General features: G+C 62.2%; 24 protein-coding genes. 18 read left to right on the top strand and 6 right to left on the bottom strand.

Features of this window, described 5'->3' with window-relative positions; translation table 11 throughout:
- Positions 1 to 24 precede the first annotated feature (24 nt).
- The 9 genes from AC07VI_RS16230 (at position 25) to AC07VI_RS16190 (ending at position 7,216) form a co-directional block, all read left to right on the top strand.
- Positions 25 to 1,281 (top strand): IscS subfamily cysteine desulfurase, encoded by a 1,257-nt coding sequence (locus AC07VI_RS16230; RefSeq protein WP_076567030.1) that lies wholly within the window; start codon positions 25 to 27, stop codon positions 1,279 to 1,281.
- 175 nt (positions 1,282 to 1,456) lie between these two features.
- Complete coding sequence (gene iscU / locus AC07VI_RS16225) at positions 1,457 to 1,846, top strand: Fe-S cluster assembly scaffold IscU (RefSeq protein ID WP_076567031.1); 390 nt, start codon at positions 1,457 to 1,459, stop codon at positions 1,844 to 1,846.
- 51 nt (positions 1,847 to 1,897) lie between these two features.
- Entirely contained in the window at positions 1,898 to 2,218 is a 321-nt protein-coding gene (iscA, locus tag AC07VI_RS16220) for an iron-sulfur cluster assembly protein IscA (protein WP_071322760.1), read from the top strand.
- A 64-nt stretch (positions 2,219 to 2,282) separates the two neighbouring features.
- Positions 2,283 to 2,798: a Fe-S protein assembly co-chaperone HscB gene (gene hscB / locus AC07VI_RS16215; protein ID WP_099374956.1), complete on the top strand. Its 516-nt coding sequence runs from the start codon at positions 2,283 to 2,285 to the stop codon at positions 2,796 to 2,798.
- A 108-nt stretch (positions 2,799 to 2,906) separates the two neighbouring features.
- Complete coding sequence (hscA, locus tag AC07VI_RS16210) at positions 2,907 to 4,787, top strand: Fe-S protein assembly chaperone HscA (RefSeq protein ID WP_086148302.1); 1,881 nt, start codon at positions 2,907 to 2,909, stop codon at positions 4,785 to 4,787.
- 71 nt (positions 4,788 to 4,858) lie between these two features.
- A complete protein-coding gene (gene fdx, locus AC07VI_RS16205) occupies positions 4,859 to 5,200 on the top strand; it encodes an ISC system 2Fe-2S type ferredoxin (RefSeq protein ID WP_034750070.1) in 342 nt (113 codons plus the stop codon).
- 1 nt (position 5,201) lies between these two features.
- The gene (gene iscX, locus AC07VI_RS16200; RefSeq protein WP_071076333.1) at positions 5,202 to 5,396 is read left to right on the top strand and encodes a Fe-S cluster assembly protein IscX; all 195 of its coding nucleotides are present in this window, start codon (positions 5,202 to 5,204) and stop codon (positions 5,394 to 5,396) included.
- A complete protein-coding gene (locus tag AC07VI_RS16195) occupies positions 5,383 to 6,300 on the top strand; it encodes a class I SAM-dependent methyltransferase (protein WP_492995080.1) in 918 nt (305 codons plus the stop codon). Before iscX ends, AC07VI_RS16195 begins: the two co-directional genes overlap by 14 nt.
- A 157-nt stretch (positions 6,301 to 6,457) precedes the next feature.
- A complete protein-coding gene (locus AC07VI_RS16190; RefSeq protein WP_099374954.1) occupies positions 6,458 to 7,216 on the top strand; it encodes an rRNA pseudouridine synthase in 759 nt (252 codons plus the stop codon).
- Here AC07VI_RS16190 and AC07VI_RS16185 read toward each other — a convergent pair.
- From AC07VI_RS16185 to AC07VI_RS16165, 5 genes are all read right to left on the bottom strand, one after another.
- Positions 7,213 to 7,641, bottom strand: coding sequence for a group III truncated hemoglobin (locus AC07VI_RS16185; RefSeq protein ID WP_086148299.1), 429 nt, complete (start codon positions 7,639 to 7,641; stop codon positions 7,213 to 7,215). The genes AC07VI_RS16190 and AC07VI_RS16185 overlap by 4 nt on opposite strands.
- Positions 7,642 to 7,707: 66 nt before the next feature.
- Complete coding sequence (locus AC07VI_RS16180; protein ID WP_099374953.1) at positions 7,708 to 8,244, bottom strand: RDD family protein; 537 nt, start codon at positions 8,242 to 8,244, stop codon at positions 7,708 to 7,710.
- The gene (locus AC07VI_RS16175) at positions 8,234 to 9,022 is read right to left on the bottom strand and encodes a DUF3106 domain-containing protein (protein WP_099374952.1); all 789 of its coding nucleotides are present in this window, start codon (positions 9,020 to 9,022) and stop codon (positions 8,234 to 8,236) included. Before AC07VI_RS16175 ends, AC07VI_RS16180 begins: the two co-directional genes overlap by 11 nt.
- A gap of 2 nt (positions 9,023 to 9,024) precedes the next feature.
- Positions 9,025 to 9,429, bottom strand: coding sequence for a DUF3619 family protein (locus AC07VI_RS16170; protein ID WP_099374951.1), 405 nt, complete (start codon positions 9,427 to 9,429; stop codon positions 9,025 to 9,027).
- A complete protein-coding gene (locus tag AC07VI_RS16165) occupies positions 9,426 to 9,995 on the bottom strand; it encodes an RNA polymerase sigma factor (RefSeq protein WP_076567046.1) in 570 nt (189 codons plus the stop codon). Before AC07VI_RS16165 ends, AC07VI_RS16170 begins: the two co-directional genes overlap by 4 nt.
- Positions 9,996 to 10,492: 497 nt before the next feature.
- Here AC07VI_RS16165 and AC07VI_RS16160 point away from each other — a divergent pair, with 497 nt between their 5' ends.
- The 9 genes from AC07VI_RS16160 (at position 10,493) to AC07VI_RS16120 (ending at position 20,266) form a co-directional block, all read left to right on the top strand.
- A complete protein-coding gene (locus tag AC07VI_RS16160; protein ID WP_172404781.1) occupies positions 10,493 to 12,244 on the top strand; it encodes an acetolactate synthase 3 catalytic subunit in 1,752 nt (583 codons plus the stop codon).
- Positions 12,245 to 12,246: 2 nt separating this feature from the next.
- Positions 12,247 to 12,738: an acetolactate synthase small subunit gene (ilvN, locus tag AC07VI_RS16155; RefSeq protein WP_010399754.1), complete on the top strand. Its 492-nt coding sequence runs from the start codon at positions 12,247 to 12,249 to the stop codon at positions 12,736 to 12,738.
- A 74-nt stretch (positions 12,739 to 12,812) separates the two neighbouring features.
- Positions 12,813 to 13,829 carry a ketol-acid reductoisomerase gene (gene ilvC, locus AC07VI_RS16150; RefSeq protein WP_076567050.1) on the top strand — a complete coding sequence of 339 codons (1,017 nt, stop codon included), beginning with the start codon at positions 12,813 to 12,815 and terminating at the stop codon, positions 13,827 to 13,829.
- Positions 13,830 to 13,940: 111 nt separating this feature from the next.
- Positions 13,941 to 14,390, top strand: a complete 450-nt coding sequence (locus AC07VI_RS16145) for a hypothetical protein (RefSeq protein WP_139842533.1) — start codon at positions 13,941 to 13,943, stop codon at positions 14,388 to 14,390.
- 192 nt (positions 14,391 to 14,582) lie between these two features.
- Complete coding sequence (locus AC07VI_RS16140; RefSeq protein WP_492995075.1) at positions 14,583 to 15,830, top strand: MFS transporter; 1,248 nt, start codon at positions 14,583 to 14,585, stop codon at positions 15,828 to 15,830.
- A 186-nt stretch (positions 15,831 to 16,016) separates the two neighbouring features.
- A complete protein-coding gene (locus AC07VI_RS16135) occupies positions 16,017 to 16,772 on the top strand; it encodes an SIMPL domain-containing protein (RefSeq protein ID WP_086146451.1) in 756 nt (251 codons plus the stop codon).
- Between the two features lie 113 nt (positions 16,773 to 16,885).
- The gene (locus tag AC07VI_RS16130; protein ID WP_086146450.1) at positions 16,886 to 17,650 is read left to right on the top strand and encodes an SIMPL domain-containing protein; all 765 of its coding nucleotides are present in this window, start codon (positions 16,886 to 16,888) and stop codon (positions 17,648 to 17,650) included.
- A 171-nt stretch (positions 17,651 to 17,821) separates the two neighbouring features.
- On the top strand, positions 17,822 to 18,673 hold the full coding sequence (gene pssA, locus AC07VI_RS16125) for a CDP-diacylglycerol--serine O-phosphatidyltransferase (RefSeq protein ID WP_086146449.1): 852 nt from the start codon (positions 17,822 to 17,824) through the stop codon (positions 18,671 to 18,673).
- 48 nt (positions 18,674 to 18,721) lie between these two features.
- Positions 18,722 to 20,266 (top strand): 2-isopropylmalate synthase, encoded by a 1,545-nt coding sequence (locus AC07VI_RS16120; protein WP_086146448.1) that lies wholly within the window; start codon positions 18,722 to 18,724, stop codon positions 20,264 to 20,266.
- 167 nt (positions 20,267 to 20,433) lie between these two features.
- Here the strand turns inward: AC07VI_RS16120 and bamE are convergent, their stop codons facing one another.
- Positions 20,434 to 20,931: an outer membrane protein assembly factor BamE domain-containing protein gene (gene bamE / locus AC07VI_RS16115; RefSeq protein WP_086146447.1), complete on the bottom strand. Its 498-nt coding sequence runs from the start codon at positions 20,929 to 20,931 to the stop codon at positions 20,434 to 20,436.
- Positions 20,932 to 20,937: the final 6 nt, after the last annotated feature.

Raw genomic sequence — 20,937 nt, 5'->3', positions numbered from 1 at the left:
AGTTGCTGATTGCAGGAGTTATTGATGAACGCCCCAGAAAAAAACGTAGGCCAAGTGCACTTTGAAACCGCACCGCATTTCCCGATCTACATGGATTACTCGGCCACCACGCCGATCGATCCCCGCGTCGCCGACAAGATGATTCCCTACCTGCGCGAGCAGTTCGGCAATCCGGCCTCGCGCAGCCACATGTACGGCTGGACGGCGGAAAAAGCCGTGGAAGAGGCACGCGGCCACGTGGCGGCCCTGGTGAACGCCGATCCGCGCGAAATCATCTGGACTTCCGGCGCGACGGAAAGCAACAACCTGGCCATCAAGGGCGCGGCGCAGTTCTACAAGACCAAGGGCAAGCACATCATCACCGTCAAGACCGAGCATAAATCGGTGCTCGACACGGTGCGCGAACTGGAACGCATCGGCTTTGAAGCGACCTACCTGGAACCGCAGGACAACGGCCTGATCACCGTCGAGCAGCTGGCCGCGGCCGTGCGCCCGGACACCATCCTCGTGTCGGTGATGCTGGTGAACAACGAAATCGGCGTGATCCAGCCGATCGACGAGATCGGCGCGTTCTGCCGCTCGAAAGGCATCATCTTCCATTGCGACGCCGCGCAGGCGACGGGCAAGGTCGTCATCGACCTGCAAAAGACCAAGGTCGACCTGATGACCTTCACGGCGCACAAAACCTACGGTCCGAAGGGCGTGGGCGCCCTGTATGTGTGCCGCAAGCCGCGCGTGCGCCTGGAAGCGCAGATGCACGGCGGCGGCCATGAGCGCGGCCTGCGCTCGGGCACCCTGCCGACGCACCAGATCGTCGGCATGGGCGAAAGCTTCCGCATCGCCAAGGAAGAGATGGACAGCGAAATCGGCCGCATCCAGGCCTTGCGCGACCGCCTGGCCAAGGGCTTGCAGGAGATCGAAGAAGTCTATATCAACGGCGACATGGACCACCGCGTGCCGCACAACCTGAACGTCAGCTTCAACTACGTCGAAGGCGAGTCGCTGATCATGGCGATCAAGGATATCGCCGTGTCGTCCGGTTCGGCCTGCACCTCGGCCAGCCTGGAGCCATCGTACGTGCTGCGCGCCCTGGGCCGCAGCGACGAACTGGCGCACAGCTCGATCCGCTTCACCATCGGTCGCTTCTCGACCGAGGAAGACATCGACTTCGCCGTGAACCTGCTGAAATCGAAAGTACACAAATTGCGTGAGCTGTCGCCGCTGTGGGACATGTTCAAGGAAGGTATTGACATTAATTCGATCCAATGGGCAGCCCACTAAAAGCACCTGTTAAACCTACTGCGCGTCGCGATTTGCGGCCTGCGATGCTCACTGTGCTACAGCACAGTTCCGCTTCTCGGCCACAACTCACTGCCGCTCGCTACGGTTTTCCAGGCACTTGAAGATAAATTTGCCTCGTGAACGGGGCCGGCAAGAATATTTAAGGAGCATCAAAATGGCTTACTCGGACAAAGTACTCGATCACTACGAAAACCCGCGCAACGTGGGCGCTTTCGACAAGGGTGATGAAACCATCGGCACCGGCATGGTGGGCGCGCCCGCCTGCGGCGACGTGATGAAACTGCAGATCAAGGTCGGCGCCGATGGCCTGATCGAAGACGCGAAATTCAAGACCTACGGCTGCGGTTCGGCCATCGCGTCGAGTTCGCTGGTGACGGAATGGGTCAAGGGCAAGACCCTGGACCAGGCGCTGGCCATCAAGAACACGCAGATCGCCGAAGAACTGGCGCTGCCGCCAGTGAAGATCCACTGCTCCATCCTGGCGGAAGACGCCATCAAGGCAGCCGTTCTGGATTACCAGACCCGCCATCCAGTAGCAGCTTAAACGTTGGCAGCCCGCCCCAGCCGCAAGGCTGGGGCAGTTGCGGAGAAATACATGATCACACTGACCGAAAAAGCGGCGAAGCACATCAACCGTTATATCGAACGGCGCGGCAAGGGCGTGGGCCTGCGCTTCGGCGTGCGCACCACGGGCTGCTCGGGCCTGGCCTACAAGCTCGAATACGTCGATGAAGCGGCGGCCGAAGACAGCGTCTTCGAGTCGCACGGCGTGAAAGTCTTCGTCGATCCGAAAAGCCTGCCCTACATCGACGGCACGGAACTCGATTTTGCGCGCGAAGGCTTGAATGAAGGCTTCAAGTTCCACAATCCGAACGAAAAAGACGCCTGCGGCTGCGGCGAGAGCTTTAGAATTTAAAAGCTGGCAAGACCCCGGTCGGTGCGCTGTACTCATCGATTGAGGCACAGCGACCACCGACACTATGCAAAACCACTTCGAACTCTTCCAGTTGCCTGCCCAGTTCTCGCTCGACATGAACGCGCTCGACGCGGCTTACCGCGACGTGCAGGGCAAGGTCCATCCCGACCGCTTCATCAACGCCAGCAGCGCTGAAAAGCGCGTGGCGATGCAATGGGCCACGCGCGCCAATGAAGCCTACCAAACCCTGAAAAGCCCGCAAAAGCGCGCGCAATACTTGTGCGAGATCAATGGCGTCGACCTGCAGACGGAGTCGAACACGGCCATGCCCGTCAGCTTCCTGATGCAGCAGATGGAATGGCGCGAGGAGCTGGGCGACGCGCGCGCGGGCAAGGACGCCGACGCGCTCGACGCCCTGGACCGCCAGCTGCGCGGCGAACGCAAGGCCTTGCTGGCCCAGGTGGCGGCCCAGCTCGATGGTGGCGACTATGTGAACGCCGCGCAAAGCGTGCGCGCCCTGATGTTCCTCGACAAATTCGGCGAGGAAGTGCGTTTTGCCTATGAGGCCATGGAAGCCTGACTGGCCTATCGCTTGACCGGCGTGCCAAGCGCCAGTCTGGCGCGCGTCTTATAATGCGCACCAGGCATCAGCTGCATCATGCAATAAATTAATCGAGGCACGAATACAATGGCACTTCTGCAAATTTCCGAACCAGGCATGTCGACCGCGCCGCACCAGCACCGCCTGGCCGTCGGCATCGACCTTGGCACCACCAATTCCCTGGTCGCGACGGTCCGCAACAGCATTCCCGAGGTGCTCAACGACGAAGAAGGGCACTCCCTGCTGCCGTCCGTCGTGCGCTACCTGCCGAATGGCCATGCGAACATCGGCTACAAGGCCCTGGCCGCACAGACCACCGACCCGAAGAACACCATCGTGTCCGTCAAGCGCTTCATGGGCCGCGGCCTGGCCGACATCGCCTACGCGGAAAACCTGCCCTACGACTTCCAGGATACGCCTGGCATGGTGCAGCTGAAAACCGTGGCCGGCGTGAAAAGCCCCGTTGAGGTGTCGGCACAGATCCTCGCCACCCTGCGCCAGCGCGCCGAGGATTCGCTGGGCGACGACCTGGTGGGCGCCGTCATTACTGTACCAGCGTATTTCGACGATGCCCAGCGCCAGGCGACGAAAGATGCGGCGCAATTGGCCGGCATCAATGTCTTGCGCCTGCTGAGCGAGCCGACGGCCGCCGCCATCGCCTACGGCCTCGATAACGCTTCCGAAGGCGTGTACGCCGTGTACGACCTTGGCGGCGGCACGTTCGACATCTCGATCCTGAAGCTGAGCAAGGGCGTCTTTGAAGTGCTGTCCACGGGCGGCGATTCGGCCCTGGGCGGCGACGATTTCGACCGCCGCCTGTTCTGCTGGATCAGCGAGCAGGCCAAGCTGGCGCCGCTGTCGGACGAAGACACGGCCATCCTGATGGTGAAGGCGCGCGAAATCAAGGAATTGCTGTCGACCAAGCCGGAAACGACGATAGACGCCAAGCTGAACTCGGGCGAGGAAATCCACCTGCGCATCACGGCAGCGGACTTTGCCGCCATGACGCAGCACCTGGTGGGCAAGACCATGAACGCCATCAAGAAGGCGCTGCGCGACGCGAACGTGGATGCGGACGACGTCGACGGCGTGGTGATGGTGGGCGGCGCCACGCGCATGCCGCACGTGCAGCGCGCCGTGAGCGAATTCTTCCACACGACGCCGCACGCGAATATCGACCCCGATAAAGTGGTGGCGCTGGGCGCGGCCATCCAGGCGAACTTGCTCGCTGGCAACCGCGCCGCCGGCGACGACTGGCTGTTGCTGGACGTCATTCCGCTGTCGCTCGGTATCGAAACCATGGGCGGTCTGGTGGAAAAGATCATCCCGCGCAATTCGACCATACCATGCGCGCGCGCCCAGGAATTCACGACATTTAAAGATGGCCAGACGGCCCTGGCCGTGCACGTGCTGCAGGGCGAGCGCGAACTGGTCAGCGATTGCCGCTCGCTGGCGCGCTTTGAATTGCGCGGCATTCCGCCGATGGTGGCGGGCGCCGCGCGCATCCGCATCACCTACCAGGTCGATGCGGACGGCTTGCTGTCCGTCTCGGCGCGCGAACTGCGCTCGGGCGTGGAAGCGTCGATCAGCGTCAAGCCCGCCTATGGCCTGGGCGACGACGACATCGCCCGCATGCTGCAGGATTCGTACACCTCGGCCGACGTCGACATGGTGGCGCGCGCGCTGCGCGAAGAGCAGGTGGAAGCGGAACGCATCCTGCTGGCCACGCAGTCGGCGCTGGACGAAGACGGCGGCTTGCTGGACGCGGCCGAGCGCGCGGCAGTCGATGGCCTGATGAACAAGGTGCGCGACGCCATTATCCAATCGCAAAGCGGCGCCATCGACCACCAGGCATTAAAACTGGCGATCGAGGCACTGGCCGACGGCACCGAGGATTTCGCCTCGCGCCGCATGGACCGCAGCGTGCGCACGGCATTGACGGGCAAAACGCTTGATCAGGTCGTATAAAACTAATAGAACAGCGCGCCGCAGGCACTCGCCGCGGCCGCGCTCCGAATGACAGACTGAAAGAAGAAACCATGCCACAAATCGTTATCCTGCCGCACGCCAAGCTTTGCCCGGACGGCGCCGTCATCGAAGCCCCGGCCGGCAAGTCCATCTGCGACATCCTGCTGGAAAACGACATCGACATCGAGCACGCCTGCGAAAAATCGTGCGCCTGCACCACCTGCCACGTGCTGGTGCGCGAGGGCATCGAATCCCTGAACGAAGCGACGGAACTGGAAGAAGACATGCTGGACAAGGCCTGGGGCCTGGAAGCCGTGTCGCGCCTGTCGTGCCAGTCCATCGTGGCCGAGGCCGACCTCGTCGTCGAAATCCCGAAATACACGATCAACCAGGTCAGCGAAGGCAGTCACTAACATGAAATGGTCCGACATACACGCGATCGCCGAGGCGCTGTACGACGCGCATCCGGACATCGATCCGCTGACCGTGCGTTTCACCGACCTGCATAACTGGGTGGTGGAGCTGGACGGCTTCGACGATGACCACACGCGCGGCGGCGAAAAAGTGCTCGAAGCGATACAGATGGCGTGGATCGATGAAGCGCGCTAAGGGCGCGGCAGCCGCCGCCACCGCAGCCGTTGCGCCGAAAGACATCATCACGGCCGCCAGCAACATGCCCGAGATCAAGGATGGCCAGTCGGTCGCCCTGCTGCAGGAATTGCATATCCTGACGCGCGACGGCAAGATGAACCAGGACAGCCGCCGCAAGCTCAAGCAGGTGTACCACCTGACGCAGTTCATCGAGCCGCTGCTGCGCGAAGTGCAGCTCGACCACCCCGGCGTGTCGCTGGTCGACCACGGCGCCGGCAAGTCGTATCTCGGTTTCATCCTGTACGACCTGTTCTTCAAGAACGGCAACGACGGTTCGCACATCTACGGCATCGAGACGCGCGAAGAGCTGGTGCAGCGCTCGCAAGAGCTGGCGAAGAAATTCAAGTTCCCCGGCATGTCGTTTTTGCCGCTGTCCGTGGCCGAATCGACGGAATCGAACCTGCTGCCGCAGCAGATCGACATCGTCACGGCCTTGCACGCGTGCAACACGGCCACCGATGACGCCATCCACTTCGCCCTGAAGAAAAAGGCGAAGTTCATGGTGCTGGTGCCATGTTGCCAGGCCGAAGTCGCTACCGTATTGAGGAAGAACAAGGGCAAGAGCCTGGGCAAGAATGTTTTGACGGAATTGTGGCGCCACCCGCTGCACACGCGCGAGTTCGGCAGCCAGATCACCAACGTGCTGCGCTGTTTGCAGCTGGAAGCGCATGGCTACCAGGTCAGCGTGACGGAACTGGTGGGCTGGGAGCATTCGATGAAGAATGAACTGATCATCGCCAGCTACAAGAACCTGCCGCGCCAGCGCCCGACGGAGCGCCTGCAGGAAGTGCTGCAGACCCTGGGCCTGGAAGAGATGGGCCACCGTTTCTTTGCCGAGGAACTGGCCAAGGCCACGGCTTGATTGTCGGATGACGACCGGGGTCTGACCCCGGCCTTTTGCTGCGTAGGCCGGATTAGCGCAGCCTGATCCGACAGCCGGCAGCGCAAGTCGCAAAAGAGGTGGGGCGGGTCGGTTACAATACCGGCTTTCTCCTCCTCTTGCTTTTTGCGCCTTCCCCATGACCACACCACACGAAATGCCCACCGTCCGCCTGGCCAAGCGCCTGTCCGAAGACGTGCCCTGCTCGCGCCGCGAGGCCGAGCTGTATATCGAGGGCGGCTGGGTCACGGTCGACGGCGTGCTGGTGGAGGAATCGGGCGCGCGCGTGGCGGATAATCAGGAAGTGGTGCTGTTGCCGAACGCCACCCTCGATGAAATGCCGCCCGTGACGATTCTGCTGCACAAGCCGGCCGGCATCCATGGCGGTATCGGCAGCGAGGGCAAGCCTGCATTGAGCTGTCTGCGTCCCGAAGAGATATTCACCCCGGAGAACGTGGCGCCGAGCTCCGTCACGCGCTTCCTCAAGCGCCACCTGATCGGCCTGACCATCACCAACCCGCTGGAAACCATGGCCTCTGGCCTGCTCGTGTTCACGCAGGATTTCCGCGTGGCCCGCAAGCTGGTCGACGAAGCGAAGACGGTGGAGCAGGAATTCATCGTGGAAGTGGCGGGCGACATCATGGAAAACGGCCTGGCGCTGCTCAATCACGGCTTGCCCTTCAATGGCAAGCCCTTGCCGCCGATCAAGGTCAGCTGGCAGAACGAGACGCGCTTGCGTTTCGCCCTGAAAAACGTGCAGCCGGGCCAGATCGCCCATATGTGCAAGATGGTGGGACTGGACGTCGTCGCCATGAAGCGCCTGCGCATCGGCCGCATCCCGATGGGCGCCATGCCCGTGGGGCAATGGCGCTACCTGCAAGGCTACGAGAGGTTCTAAAGCTGCGGCGCCACGATGGAATGGTTTTCCGCAAAGCTTTTCCATAGCCGTTCGGCAATATTCAAGGCGATGGCATCGGCCTTCTCCTGCAGGGCCAGGTTGCCCATGCTTTCCGTGGTGGCAAAGAACAGGGTCAGCCAGCGTCGGAACATGCACGGCGTCAGGTTTTCCATCTGCGCGTGCTGGGCCAGCGGCTTGCCGTGGTAGCGCATGGTGCCGCGCAGCAAGCCTGACCAGAAATCAACGAGGGTCGCCAGGTGGGCGTCCCAATCCTTGACCTCGGCGGCAAAGATGGGGCCCAGCATGGCGTCGTCGCGCGCGGCCGCATAAAAGGTGTGGACAAGATGCTTGACGTCGTCTTCGCTGCAGACTTCCGCGCGGTATTTGGCGAAGCGGGTATGGGGGAGGGGGGCGGTATTATTCATGGCATGCCATGATCGCAGAGCCCCCGTGGCGCTTCAATGACGCAGGTCAAGACCTGCCGAGACAGCTCAAGCGGCGACCTTCTTCGCTTTCCTGGCGGGGGCCGGCAATTGCACGATCTGCGTGCCCAGCAATTTATCGTGCAGGAACTGGCCATTGCCCGTGAACAGGGCCGTGGCCGACCAGGCGAGGATGCCGATGCCGATGGCGCCCAATGCCGTCCAGTGCTGCAAGTCAAACGCGTACGCCACCAGCAGGGCTGGCAACAGCCACATCCAGGCCAGGATGTAGCGGCAGGCGGCCAGGCGCAGCGGCACGTGGGCGTGGCCCGGCAACACCACTTTCAGGCGCCACGTCTTCATGGCCAGGGTCTGGCCTTCGCGGCTCCACTGGTGGATGAAATACGCACCCATGACGAGGAAGGCCAGGCACTGGCGCAGGTGTTCCGTCAGCGGCGTGTGCGCGCCCTGCACGGCCAGTTCAAACAGCAGGAAGGGCAAGAACAGCACGGCCAGGGCCAGCAGCGACTCGTAAACCATGGAAATCAGGCGGCGCTTGATTGTCGGGCGGGAAGTGTTGCTGGCGGCAGGCGTACTATTTGACATTGGTGGGCAGTGGGGCAGGCGTGGTGGGTGGCGTGACGGGCACGGCGGCGGGCGGCGTGGCCGCGGCGGGATCGGCTGCCGGCGCGGGGGCAGCTGCGGCAGCGGCAGCGGGCGGCAGGGCGGGTGCGGCAGCCGCAGGTGCCGGCGGCGTGGCGGGCAGCAGGATGGGGGCCGGCTTGCTCGTGTTCGAATTGATGGCAGGAACTTTTTCCAGCGGCTTCTTCGGCATCGGCACGAGTTCCGTGGCCAGTTTTTTCCTTTGATCTTCCGGCAACTGCTGGTACTGCTCCCATTGGGCAGACTTTTGACCTGGATCAATCTTCTTCGTGCGCGCATAGTTTTCGCGCACCAGGCGGCGCTGTTCCGGCGTCAGTTTGACCCATTCGCGCATGCGTTCATGCACGCGGGTTTGCTCGTCGGGCGTCATCGAGGCGAAACGGTTGGCGATATCGAGCCATTTCTGCTTGCGCAAGGGTTCGAGCTTGTTCCATTCGCCGGCCAGCGGCTGCAAGGCTTCCTGCTGCGCGCGCGACAGCTTGTTCCAGGATGGGTTGTCGCTGGCCTTGGGCGGCGTGCCGCCCTTGCCGGCCGTGCGCGGCGAGCCGGGTTTGACGGGCGGCGCCGAGGCGACGGGGGCGGGTGCTGCCGCTGCCGGCGCGGGGACGGCGGCGGGCGCGGGATGTTGCTGCGCGCCTACCCAGGCGGCGCCGGCCAGGGCGCAGGCACCCAGGCCGATACCGGCGGCGAGCCAGCCATTGCGTACGCTTGAGCGTGCCATGCTTATTGCTCGCGTTTCGTCAGGTAGGCGTTGAAGCCATGGTCCATGTACGCAGACAGCGGCAATTCGTCCGACAGGACGGCGGCGTCGATTTCTGCCAGTTCGGCAATATGTTGTTCCTGCTCAAACTGATAGATGCCCACCATGCCGCCGACCAGCAGCAGCAGCGGGATGACCACGCTCATGCGGCCCAGCCATGACAGCGGCTCGGCGAAGAACTGGCTGGCCACGCCGGCGAACACGTTTTCGCGCGCGGCCACGGCGGCGGGCGCGTCCGCCTTCTTGCGCGACAGGGCCAGCTTGCGTGCCGCTGCCAGGCGATCGGTGGCCGATGCGGGCAGGTCGTCGAGTTTTTCGTTCAGTGCATGGCGCACTTTGTAAGCGAAATTGAGATCGTCGGTGTTCATAATTTTATTCCCTTGGCTTTCAGCGATTCGGCGAGCGTGTGGGTAGCTCTAGAGCAATGTGTTTTCACGCTGCCTTCGGAGCAACCCATCGCTTCCGCTGTTTCAGCCACATCCATGTCCTGCCAATAACGCATGAGGAAGGCTTCGCGTTGACGTGACGGCAGTTTTTGTACTTCTTCATCAATCAAATCAAGGATTTGCGCGCGTTCGACCTGGTCGGCCGAGGATTCGGCGGCGCTGGAGCCCTGTTCCGATTCATAAGTGTCAAGTATATCAAAATCTTCATGCTCGTCGCCCGAGGGCTTCATGCCGGAAAACAGGCTGACCCAGGTGTTGCGAACTTTTTCGCGGCGGAAATAATCGAGTATGGTGTTCTGCAAGATGCGCTGGAACAGCATCGGCAGTTCGGCGGCCGGCTTGTCGCCGTATTTCTCGGCCAGCTTGATCATCGCGTCCTGCACGATGTCGAGTGCCGATTCATCCTTGCGGACCGCGTAGGCGGCCTGCTTGAAAGCGCGCCGCTCGACATTTTCTAGAAAGTCGGATAATTCTTTGTCTGTTGCCATGCGGTATGGGGGCGAGCTAACGGCTGCGTGTGCTGTGGGCGAAAGGGAGGCGGGTATGCTTTTTGCAACCATGAGCATGCTAGCAAAAAATGTGCGTTTCCGCAGGGTTTTTGCATGTGGTGCGAGCAAAAAGGGCTTTCGGCTGACATTTTCCTTGACCATAATGGTGCAACGCGATAACGTAGGGGACGCTTTGAACACCCCAAAGCCCTATGGTCAGGTCGCGACCGGCACACAAGGCCAGCAGCGGCAAGACGCGCTTTCATTTGTAGGCAGTTTGTTCTAACCCGCGCCACAAGCGCGAGCGGTTCGTACAGGCGCCACAGAAACTCCGGCCAAACGAGTTGCGTTAAGCGTTGTTTTGTAAGGTATCTATGGGTGCCCAAAGAAATTGCGTGACCGCATGAAAAGGGAAGCAGGAGCACTGTTGCGTTAGGCGTACCTCGTCAGGAAAGAACATCCGATCAATCTCCAATGGACCTTGAAAGGAATGTTTCATGAATACCGAAGCAAAGGGACCTGCAACAGGTTCCGCAACAGGACCGATCACGGGCGCAGAAATTGTCGTGCGCTGTCTGGCTGAAGAGGGCGTCGAGCACGTCTTTGGATATCCGGGCGGGGCCGTACTCTACATCTACGACGCCATCTTCCAGCAAAACAAATTCCAGCATATCCTGGTACGCCACGAGCAGGCCGCGATCCACGCCGCCGATGCCTATTCGCGCAGCTCGAACAAGGTCGGTGTCGCCATCGTCACGTCGGGTCCCGGCGTCACGAATGCCGTCACGGGCCTGTCGACCGCCTATATGGACTCGATTCCCATGGTGGTGATCTCCGGCCAGGTGCCGAGCCACGCCATCGGCCAGGATGCGTTCCAGGAATGCGACACGGTCGGCATTACCCGCCCCGTCGTCAAGCACAACTTCCTCGTCAAGGACGTCAAGGATTTGGCGGCAACGATCAAGAAGGCGTTCTTCATCGCCCGTACCGGCCGTCCGGGACCCGTGCTGGTCGATATCCCCAAGGATATCAGCATGCACAAATGCCATTTCGACTACCCGAAGGAAGTCGAGATGCGTTCCTACCGTCCCGTCGACAAGGGCCACTCGGGCCAGATCCGCAAGGCCGTGCAGCTGCTGCTGCAGGCCGAACGCCCGATGATCTACACGGGCGGCGGCGTGATCCTGGCAAATGCCTCGGCCGAGCTGAACAAGCTGGTCGATCGCCTGGGTTTCCCGTGCACCAACACCTTGATGGGCCTGGGCGCCTACCGCGCCTCGAGCGAGCAGTTTGTCGGCATGCCCGGCATGCACGGCACCTACGAAGCGAACATGGCGATGCAGAACTGCGACGTGCTGATCGCCATCGGCGCCCGTTTCGATGACCGCGTGATCGGCAACCCCAAGCATTTCGCTTCGCATCCGCGCAAGATCATCCACGTGGACATCGATCCGTCGTCGATTTCCAAGCGCGTGAAGGTCGATATCCCCATCGTCGGCAACGTCAAGGACGTGCTGATCGAGTTCCTCGCGCAGCTTGACGCGGCCGAAGCCAAGCCGAACGTCAATGCCCTGAGCAACTGGTGGAAGCAGATCGCCGAATGGCGCGGCCGCGAATGCCTGAAATATCCGACCTCGGACCTGGTCATCAAGCCGCAATCGGTGGTCGAGAAAGTATACGAGATCACCAAGGGCGACGCCTTCATTACCTCCGACGTGGGGCAGCACCAGATGTGGGCGGCGCAATATTATCGCTTCGACAAGCCGCGTCGCTGGATCAATTCCGGCGGCCTGGGCACCATGGGTGTCGGCTTGCCGTACGCCATGGGCGTGCAGATGGCCAATCCGGACGCCACCGTTGCCTGCATCACGGGCGAAGGCTCGATCCAGATGTGCATCCAGGAGCTCGCCACGTGCAAGCAGTATCACCTGACGCCGAAGATCATCATGCTCAACAACCGTTTCCTCGGCATGGTGCGCCAGTGGCAGGAAATCGATTACGGTTCGCGCTATTCCGAGTCGTACATGGATTCGCTGCCCGACTTCGAGAAGCTGGCCGAAGCGTATGGCCACGTGGGCATGAAAATTGAAAAACCGGGCGACGTCGACGGCGCCCTGAAAGAGGCGTTTGGCATGAAAGACAGGCTGGTGTTCATGAACTTCATTACCGACCAGTCTGAAAACGTGTGGCCAATGGTGAAAGCCGGCAAGGGCCTGTCCGAAATGATGCTCGGCTCGGAGGATCTCTAATCATGCGCCATATTATTTCTGTTTTGCTGGAAAACGAAGCGGGCGCCCTGTCGCGCGTGGTGGGCCTGTTCTCGGCACGCGGCTACAACATTGAAACGTTGACCGTGGCGCCGACGGAAGACTCGACCCTGTCGCGCATGACCATCGTCACCAGCGGCTCGGACGACATCATCGAGCAGATCACCAAGCACCTGAACCGCCTCATCGAGGTTGTCAAGGTGGTGGACCTGACCGAAGGCCAGCATATCGAACGCGAGTTGATGCTGATCAAGGTCCGTGCCGTGGGCAAGGAGCGCGAGGAAATGAAGCGCACCGCTGATATCTTCCGTGGCCGCATCATCGATGTCACCGAAAAGACGTACACGATCGAATTGACCGGCAACAAGGTCAAGCTCGACGCGTTCATCGATTCGATCGACCGCGCCGCCATCCTGGAAACCGTCCGCACGGGCGGGTCCGGCATCGGCCGCGGCGAACGCATCCTCAAAGTATAAAAGTATAAAAACAGCAGTACGCGGCCACGGCCGCCCCCCCCATACAACGCATCATCAAATATATAGGAAATACCATGAAAGTTTTTTACGACAAAGACGCTGACCTCTCCTTGATCAAAGGCAAAAACGTCGCCATCATCGGCTACGGTTCGCAAGGCCATGCGCACGCGCAAAACCTGAACGATTCGGGCGTCAACGTCACCGTCGGCCTGCGCAAGGGCGGCGCTTCGTGGACCAAGGTCGAGCAAGCGGGCCTGAAGGTGGCGGAAGTCAACGACGCCGTGAAAGCGGCCGACGTCATCATGATCTTGCTGCCGGATGAAAACATCGCCCAGGTCTACAACGAAAACATCGCGCCGTTCGCCAAGCAGGGCGCCGTGCTGGCCTTCGCCCACGGCTTCAACGTGCATTACGGCCAGGTCGTGCCACGCGCCGACCTCGACGTGATCATGGTCGCGCCGAAAGCCCCGGGCCACACCGTGCGCGCCACCTACACCCAGGGCGGCGGCGTGCCCCACCTGATCGCCGTGTACCAGGACAAATCGGGCATCGCCCGCGACGTCGCCCTGTCGTACGCCTCGGCCAACGGCGGCGGCCGTGCCGGCATCATCGAAACGAATTTCCGTGAAGAAACCGAAACGGACTTGTTCGGCGAACAGGCCGTGCTGTGCGGCGGCGCCGTGGAACTGATCAAGGCCGGCTTCGAAACCCTGACGGAAGCGGGCTACGCGCCTGAAATGGCGTATTTCGAGTGCTTGCACGAACTGAAGCTGATCGTCGACCTGATCTATGAAGGCGGCATCGCCAACATGAACTACTCGATCTCGAACAATGCCGAATACGGCGAATACGTGACCGGTCCTAAAGTCGTCACCTCGGCCACGAAGGATGCGATGCGTCAATGCCTGAAAGACATTCAAACGGGTGAATACGCGAAGAGCTTCATCCTGGAAAACAAGGCGGGCGCACCGACCCTGATCTCGCGCCGCCGCCTGACGTCCGAGCACCAGATCGAAGAAGTGGGCGCGAAACTGCGCGCCATGATGCCTTGGATCGCCAAGAACAAGATGGTTGACCAGTCGAAGAACTAAATAATTATCGTTCTTCACAGGAAGCCGGCGCAAGCCGGCTTTTTTTGTGCGCGGGCGCCTGGCCGCCAACATCCGTTACAATCAGGTCCATTCAACCATAGCGTCAGCCTCATGCTTGTTTTTTCTAAAGTTTTTGTCGGCAATCTTCATGTGCTCAAGCGTCCCGCCTCGGTTGCCATCAGCTGCTGGTTTCTGGTCATCGGCTCGCTGTCGGCGCTGGTGTCAGCCTACCTCGGCCGCAACGATCCCGCCATGCAGGCGTGGATGGCGGACGGCGCGATTCCCGCCGAGGTGCAATACGCGATCTTGATCTTCAGTCAGGGCATTACCGTGGTGGCGGCGCTGGCCATGCTGCAAAGGCAGCGTGGCGCGCGCACCGTGTATCTGGTGTGGGGCGTGATCGACATTGCATTCTGCCTGGCGACCGTGCCGCTGAAGATGAGCGTCTTGCCTGGCGCGCTCCTGTTCGCCGTCATCTGCGCCTTGCTGTACAGTCCGAAATCGAATGCCTGGTTTTCGCCGCGCAAGGCGGCCAATGACGCCTGCATGACGCCAGCCTGAGCGCGGCCGGCTTGAGCACGGCTGTCTTGGCGCGCACGCTTTTCGCCCGCCTCCTATATAATCCCGCCCTTCCTTTGCAGTTTCCTGTGGACTGCATCTGTTTCGGTATCTGCCGACCGCAACGCGCATCACCGCTTTTGTAGCACGCCAGGCGCTGGTTTTTTAGCCGCTTGCGCAACCAGAAAGACCCCCATGACTGACCGTATCACCGCCACGGCGCCCTCGCAGGCTGCTGCTGACTCTTCCATTCCCGTTCTGGCCTTGCTGGCCCTGGCCATGACGGCCTTCCTCGCCCTCCTGTCGGAAACCTTGCCCGCCGGCTTGCTGCCGCAGATTGCCAAGGACCTCGGCATTTCCGAAGTCATGACGGGCCAGCTGGTCACCGTGTACGCCATCGGTTCCATATTGACGGCGATTCCCCTGACGGCGCTCACCAGCAGCTGGCGCCGGCGCAACGTGCTGCTGCTGGCCATCATCGGCTTTTTGATCTTCAATACGGCGACGGCCCTGGCGCCCAACTACGTCGTCGCCCTGGTGGCGCGCTTCGTCACCGGCATGGCCGCCGGCCTGGCCTGGGGCTTGATGGCCGGCTACGCGCGCCGCATGGTGTCCGTGGAACAGCAGGGCAGGGCGATGGCCATTGCCATGATCGGCACGCCGCTGGCCCTGTCGCTGGGCGTGCCGTTGGGCACCCTGATGGGCGGCGTGCTGGGCTGGCGCAGCATCTTCGGCGTCATGTCCGCCATGGCCGTGGTGCTGGTCGCGTGGGTGCTGCTGGCCGTGCCCGATTATCCGGGGCAAAAGCAGGGCGAGCGCCTGTCGATCCGCCAGGTGTTCATGACGCCGGGCGTGCGGCCGATTCTGGCGGTGATCGTCGCCTGGATGCTGGCGCATAACATTTTATATACGTATATCGCGCCGTTCCTGGCGCCGTCCGGCTTGCGCCCCCGCGTCGACCTGGTGTTGCTCGTGTATGGCGTGGGTTCGCTGGCCGGCATCTGGCTGGTCAGCCAGCTGATCGACCGCTGGCTGCGCCCGCTCGTGCTGGGCTGCATCGCCGCCTTTGCCCTCGTGATGGTGGCGCTGGGGCTGGCGATGGACTCGCCCGCCGTGATCTATGTCAGCATGGCCATCTGGGGCATCACCTTTGGCGGCGCCGGCACCCTGCTGCAGACGGCGTCGGCGGACGCGGCCGGCGACGGCATGGATGTGGCGCAGGCGATGGTGGCGACCATCTGGAACGTGGCCATCGCGGGCGGCGGCCTGACGGGCGGCATGCTGCTCGACGGCTATGGCGCGGCGTCGTTCCCGTGGGCCATGCTGGCCCTGCTGCTGGTGGCGCTGGGCATCGCCTGGCGCGCGCGCCGTTACAGTTTCAAGCCGGGCCGCCGCACGGGTGGCGTGGTGGCGGGACATAGATGTCATTGCCATTTAAAATAACGTTGTTATTAAAATGTGAGTAAATGTGACCGCCAGACGCATTTTGTGACGATTTGTTAATTTGCGCCACGGGAATGAACGAGGCGTTAGAATCTACACAGTTTGACAAGTTTCTCAAGCGAAAGGGACGGCAAAAGCGTTCCTTTCGCGGGCTGTCAGCCATATTAACCACCTAGGAGTACCCCCATGACCGTGATGAAATCCGTCCTTGTTGCCGCCGCAGCCACCGTTGCCCTGAGTGCGCAAGCGCAATCCCTGCCGACTTCCGGCACCCTGGTGGTCGTCCCCGCATTTGGCGAAGTCAAGCATGTCAACGACCAGGTCGTCGCCACCCTGGCCATCGAAGAGCAGGACAAGGACAAGGCCGCCGCCGCGTCGCGCGTGAACCAGAAGATGAACAAGGGCATCGCCATCGTCAAGCAGGCCGATCCTTCCGCTGCGCTGAAATCGTATGGCTATTACACTTACCCCGTGTATCCGGAAGAGCGTCCGCTGCCGGCCGGCGCCGTGGCCAAGCCGCGCCTGCCGACGGCGTGGCGCGTGGGCCAGTACCTGGAAGTGACGACGGCCAACCTGGCGTCCCTGCCGAAAACCGTGTCGGCGGCGCAAGGCGTGCTGACCCTGAATGGCTTGAATTTCGGCCTGAAGCCGGAAACCATCCGCCTGCTGGACGACCAGCGCATCGCCGCCACGTATAAAAACCTCAACGAGCGCGTGGCCGCCATCGCCAGGGCCATGGGCCGCAACGTGTCCGACGCCGTGCTCGATACGGTGGACTTCGAAGGTTCGGGCAATTACGCCACCGAAAGCCGTCCGGCCGCCGCGCCGATGATGATGCGCAGCGCCAAGATGGCCGAAGACAGCGTCGTCGCCGAGCCGAGCTTCGAGCCGGGCGAAACGACGCTCGACATGCGCGTCGTCGGCAAGGTGAAGTTCAAGTAAGCAAGCGTGTTTGCGCCGCGTGCCCCGCCCGCGGTACAGTAGTCGTCAAGTAAAAGCCGGGGAGCACCCAAGCTCCCCGCGCGTCTGAGTATCAAATTCCCAAGGAGAAATATATGACCGTCATGAAAGCTGTGCTGGCCGCCGCCGTTACCGCCGCCGCTACCGTTGCCCTGTCCGCCCATGCGCAAAGCCTGCCCACCGCCGGCACCCTCGTGGTCGTGCCCGCCAACGGTGAAGTGGTGCAGGCGAACGACCAGGTGACCGTCACCCTGGCCATCGAAGAGCAGGACAAGGACAAGGCCGCCGCCGCCTCGCGCGTGAACCAGAAGATGAACCAGGGCGTGGCCATCGTCAAGAAGGCCGACCCGCAAGCCGTGCTGAAGACGCAGGGCTACTACACGTATGCCGTGTACCCGGAAACGGCGCCCTTGCCGCCAGGCAGCGTGGCCAAGGCCCGCGTGCCGACGGGCTGGCGCGTAGGCCAGTACCTGCAGGTAACGACGACCAATCTGGCCGCCTTGCCGAAAACCGTTTCCGCGGCGCAAGGCGTGCTGACCCTGAACCGCCTGAACTTCGGCCTGGCGCCCGCCACCATCCGCAAGCTCGACGACCAGCGCATCGCCGCCGCCTACAAGAATCTCAATGAGCGCGTGGCCGCCATCGCCGGCGCCATGGGCCGCAACGTCAATGACGCCGTGATCGACACCATCGATTTCGAAGGTTCGGGCAACTATGCGCAGCGCGCCAACATGGCCGGCGCGCGCGCCATGAGCGCCGATGCGGCCAGCTACGGCGGCAGCCAGGTGGCCGAACCGAGCTTCGAACCGGGCGAAACCACCCTGAACATGGGCCTTGTTGCCAAAATCAAGTTCAAGTAATTTGTTCGGCGTTCAAGGCTGGATGCGGCGCTATCTTGCCAAGCTTGCTCCATCGCACTTTTCTTTGGCGGCGGCTCCTCTATAATGGCAGGATCGGCGCGCGCATGGTGTAATGGCCATGTGCGCGCCGCCTGGCACCGATACCCCGCAGTACACAAAATATGGAACAACATGGCAAACTTCCCCCGTCGTAGAGGCAAGAACGGCACTCCCGCAGCATCCAAAGCTTCCCGCTTCAGCAAATTCGTGCGCCAGCCGGTGGCAGATGGCACGGGCAAGAAAACCTTGCGCCGCCGCGGTATTTATCTGTTGCCGAACGCCTTCACGACGGCGGCCCTGTTTTGCGGCTTTTATGCCATCGTCATGGCCATGAACCAGAAATTCGAGCACGCGGCCTGGGCCATCTTCATCGCCATGATCCTCGACGGCCTCGATGGGCGCATCGCGCGCCTGACGAACACGCAAAGCGAATTCGGCGCCCAGTACGACAGCCTGTCCGACATGGTGTCGTTCGGCGCCGCGCCGGCGCTGGTCATCTATGAATGGTCGCTGCGCGGCATGGGCAAGCTGGGCTGGCTGGCCGCCTTCGTCTACTGCGCCGGCGCCGCCCTGCGCCTGGCCCGCTTCAACACGAATATCGCCGTGGTCGACAAGCGCTTCTTCCAGGGCTTGCCCAGCCCGGCTGCCGCCGCCATGGTGGCCGGCTTCATCCTGCTGATGAACGACCTCGAATTTGCCGGCAACCAACTGGCCTGGGTCTCGTGGACGATCGCCGTGTTCGCCGGCCTGACCATGGTCACCAACGTGCCGTTCTACAGCTTCAAGGATGTCAATTTCCGCAAGTCCGTGCCCTTCATCGTCGTGTTCCTGCTGGCACTGTTCTTTGCGCTCATTTCCATCGATCCGCCGAAAGTGTTGTTCCCCATCTTCGTTGCCTACGGCTTGTCCGGCTACGCCGTGTTTTTCTGGCGCATGGCCAAGGGAAAGCCTGTTAGCATAGTCCAGACGGACCCGGAGCACTGACAGCGGCCTGGGTCGGTAGCCACTTCTTTCCATCAGCGAGGAGCAGCCATGAGCACCAGCAACCGACTCATCATCTTTGACACCACCCTGCGCGACGGCGAGCAATCGCCGGGCGCCTCCATGACGCGCGAGGAAAAGCTGCGCATCGCCAGGCAGCTCGAGCGCATGAAGGTCGACGTGATCGAAGCCGGCTTCGCCGCCGCCTCGCAGGGCGATTTCGAGTCGATACGGGCGATTGCCGGCGCCGTGCGCGAATCGACGATCTGCTCGCTGTCGCGCGCCAACGACCGCGACATCGCCCGCGCCGCCGAAGCGCTGGCGCCTGCCGAGCGCAAGCGCATCCACACGTTCATCGCCACCTCGCCCCTGCACATGCAGATGAAGCTGCGCATGACGCCCGAGCAAGTCTTGCTGCAGGCGCAAAACGCCGTGCGCTACGCGCGCCAGTTCACGGACGATATCGAATTCAGCCCCGAAGACGGCAGCCGCTCCGACGAGGATTTTCTGTGCCAGGTGCTCGAAGCCGTGATTGCCGAGGGCGCCACCACGATCAATTTCCCCGATACGGTGGGCTACGCCGTGCCTGAAATCTTCGGCAACACCATCCGCCGCTTGCGCGAACGCATACCGAATTCCGATAAGGCCATCTGGTCTGTGCATTGTCATAACGACCTGGGCCTGGCCGTGGCCAATTCGCTGGCCGGCGTCATGATAGGCGGCGCGCGGCAGATCGAGTGTACCGTCAATGGCCTGGGCGAACGGGCCGGCAATACGGCGCTGGAAGAAGTGGTGATGGCGCTGCGCACGCGCGCCGCCTATTACAATCTGACCGTGGGCATTGATACGACGCAAATCGTCGCCGCCTCGAAAATGGTGTCGCAGATCACGGGCTTCGCCGTGCAGCCGAACAAGGCCGTCGTGGGCGCGAACGCCTTTGCGCACGCGTCCGGCATCCACCAGGACGGCATATTAAAGGCGCGCGAGACGTATGAAATCATGCGCGCCGAAGACGTGGGCTGGACGGCCAACAAGATCGTGCTGGGCAAACTGTCGGGGCGCAACGCCTTCAAGCAGCGCCTGCAGGAGCTGGGCATCGCGCTGGAATCGGAGGCGGAAGTCAACGCGGCCTTCATCCGCTTCAAGGAGCTGGCCGACCGCAAATCCGAGATTTTCGACGAAGACATCATGGCCCTCGTCAGCGAGGAGCAGCAGGCGCAGGAGAGCGAGCACTACCGTTTCATTTCCCTGGCGCAGCAGTCGACGACGGGCGCCGTGCCCCATGCGCGCGTGGAGTTTCTTGTCGGCGGCGAGCAGCGCAGCTGCGAGGGGCGTGGCGACGGGCCCGTCGACGCGACCGTCAACGCCATCGAAAGCGCGGTTGCCAGCGGCGCGGAACTGGTCTTGTTCTCCGTCAATGCCATCAGCACGGGCACGCAGTCGCAGGGCGAGGTGACGATGCGCCTGTCGCGCGACGGGCGCATCGTCAACGGCGTGGGCGCCGACCCGGACATCATCGTCGCCTCGGCCAAGGCGTATTTGTCGGCCTTGAACAAACTGCATGCCAAGGATGAGCGCATCGATCCGCAGCCGTAGGAAGGACGCCTGATGAAACCTGCTGCGCGTCGCGCTTTGCGGCCGGCGATGCTCGCCGCCTCGGCGGCCCCGTGTCTAGCACGGCTGCGCTTCCTGGCCCAAAGGGGGCGCCGAGCCTCACTGCCGCTCGCCACGGTTTTATCAGGCGTCGTTCCGCCGGTAATGGTTTACCAGAAGAAGCGGCGCTCCTCCTTGGCCGGATCGGGGCCGTTCATCATCATGCGCACGATGCCGTCATGGTCGAAGTGCACATGCATCATGGAATCCCACACGCCCGATTCCTTGTAGCGGTAGGACCAGACGTAGAGCCTGGGCAGCGGCAAATAGGATTTTTCCGTCGGGCGGCCCAGCGTCTGCAGCACGTCCTGCTGCGTCGACACGCCCACCTTGATGCGGGCAAAGCCCGGCGTGTCGAGCACTTGCTCATAGGAAATCAATCTGTCGTCGGGGCCGAAGCGGGCCATGTACGTATATTGGCCATACGGACCCGTCGCGTATTCGAGTTCCGGGCCCGTGGGCAGCTGGTAGACGGCCGTGGGCCGGCCCAGGCGCGCTTCCACGGCGGCGCGCGCTTCGCCCGGCTGCGGCGGCGGCGCGTTCCAGCTGGCGCAGCCGGCCAGCGCGGCCAGCAGCACGGCTGTTGCTAATTTGAGCAGTTTTTTCATGTTTGT

The organism is Janthinobacterium sp. GW821-FHT03A03 (assembly GCF_059421435.1).
The sequence above is the reverse complement of the archived record's forward strand: the minus strand, read 5'-3'. Positions and strand labels throughout refer to the sequence as shown.

Excerpts from the sequence above, each read along its gene's own strand:
- bamE (WP_086146447.1), bottom strand. The coding sequence starts at position 20,931 with ATGAAAAAACTGCTCAAATTAGCAACAGCCGTGCTGCTGGCCGCGCTG.
- AC07VI_RS16130 (WP_086146450.1), top strand. The coding sequence starts at position 16,886 with ATGACCGTCATGAAAGCTGTGCTGGCCGCCGCCGTTACCGCCGCCGCT.
- AC07VI_RS16170 (WP_099374951.1), bottom strand. The coding sequence starts at position 9,429 with ATGAACACCGACGATCTCAATTTCGCTTACAAAGTGCGCCATGCACTG.
- AC07VI_RS16135 (WP_086146451.1), top strand. The coding sequence starts at position 16,017 with ATGACCGTGATGAAATCCGTCCTTGTTGCCGCCGCAGCCACCGTTGCC.
- fdx (WP_034750070.1), top strand. The coding sequence starts at position 4,859 with ATGCCACAAATCGTTATCCTGCCGCACGCCAAGCTTTGCCCGGACGGC.
- iscU (WP_076567031.1), top strand. The coding sequence starts at position 1,457 with ATGGCTTACTCGGACAAAGTACTCGATCACTACGAAAACCCGCGCAAC.
- AC07VI_RS16175 (WP_099374952.1), bottom strand. The coding sequence starts at position 9,022 with ATGGCACGCTCAAGCGTACGCAATGGCTGGCTCGCCGCCGGTATCGGC.
- AC07VI_RS16180 (WP_099374953.1), bottom strand. The coding sequence starts at position 8,244 with ATGTCAAATAGTACGCCTGCCGCCAGCAACACTTCCCGCCCGACAATC.
- AC07VI_RS16120 (WP_086146448.1), top strand. The coding sequence starts at position 18,722 with ATGAGCACCAGCAACCGACTCATCATCTTTGACACCACCCTGCGCGAC.
- AC07VI_RS16185 (WP_086148299.1), bottom strand. The coding sequence starts at position 7,641 with ATGAATAATACCGCCCCCCTCCCCCATACCCGCTTCGCCAAATACCGC.
- AC07VI_RS16230 (WP_076567030.1), top strand. The coding sequence starts at position 25 with ATGAACGCCCCAGAAAAAAACGTAGGCCAAGTGCACTTTGAAACCGCA.
- AC07VI_RS16195 (WP_492995080.1), top strand. The coding sequence starts at position 5,383 with ATGAAGCGCGCTAAGGGCGCGGCAGCCGCCGCCACCGCAGCCGTTGCG.
- iscX (WP_071076333.1), top strand. The coding sequence starts at position 5,202 with ATGAAATGGTCCGACATACACGCGATCGCCGAGGCGCTGTACGACGCG.
- hscB (WP_099374956.1), top strand. The coding sequence starts at position 2,283 with ATGCAAAACCACTTCGAACTCTTCCAGTTGCCTGCCCAGTTCTCGCTC.
- AC07VI_RS16140 (WP_492995075.1), top strand. The coding sequence starts at position 14,583 with ATGACTGACCGTATCACCGCCACGGCGCCCTCGCAGGCTGCTGCTGAC.
- iscA (WP_071322760.1), top strand. The coding sequence starts at position 1,898 with ATGATCACACTGACCGAAAAAGCGGCGAAGCACATCAACCGTTATATC.
- AC07VI_RS16190 (WP_099374954.1), top strand. The coding sequence starts at position 6,458 with ATGACCACACCACACGAAATGCCCACCGTCCGCCTGGCCAAGCGCCTG.
- ilvC (WP_076567050.1), top strand. The coding sequence starts at position 12,813 with ATGAAAGTTTTTTACGACAAAGACGCTGACCTCTCCTTGATCAAAGGC.
- AC07VI_RS16145 (WP_139842533.1), top strand. The coding sequence starts at position 13,941 with ATGCTTGTTTTTTCTAAAGTTTTTGTCGGCAATCTTCATGTGCTCAAG.
- pssA (WP_086146449.1), top strand. The coding sequence starts at position 17,822 with ATGGCAAACTTCCCCCGTCGTAGAGGCAAGAACGGCACTCCCGCAGCA.
- ilvN (WP_010399754.1), top strand. The coding sequence starts at position 12,247 with ATGCGCCATATTATTTCTGTTTTGCTGGAAAACGAAGCGGGCGCCCTG.
- AC07VI_RS16160 (WP_172404781.1), top strand. The coding sequence starts at position 10,493 with ATGAATACCGAAGCAAAGGGACCTGCAACAGGTTCCGCAACAGGACCG.
- AC07VI_RS16165 (WP_076567046.1), bottom strand. The coding sequence starts at position 9,995 with ATGGCAACAGACAAAGAATTATCCGACTTTCTAGAAAATGTCGAGCGG.
- hscA (WP_086148302.1), top strand. The coding sequence starts at position 2,907 with ATGGCACTTCTGCAAATTTCCGAACCAGGCATGTCGACCGCGCCGCAC.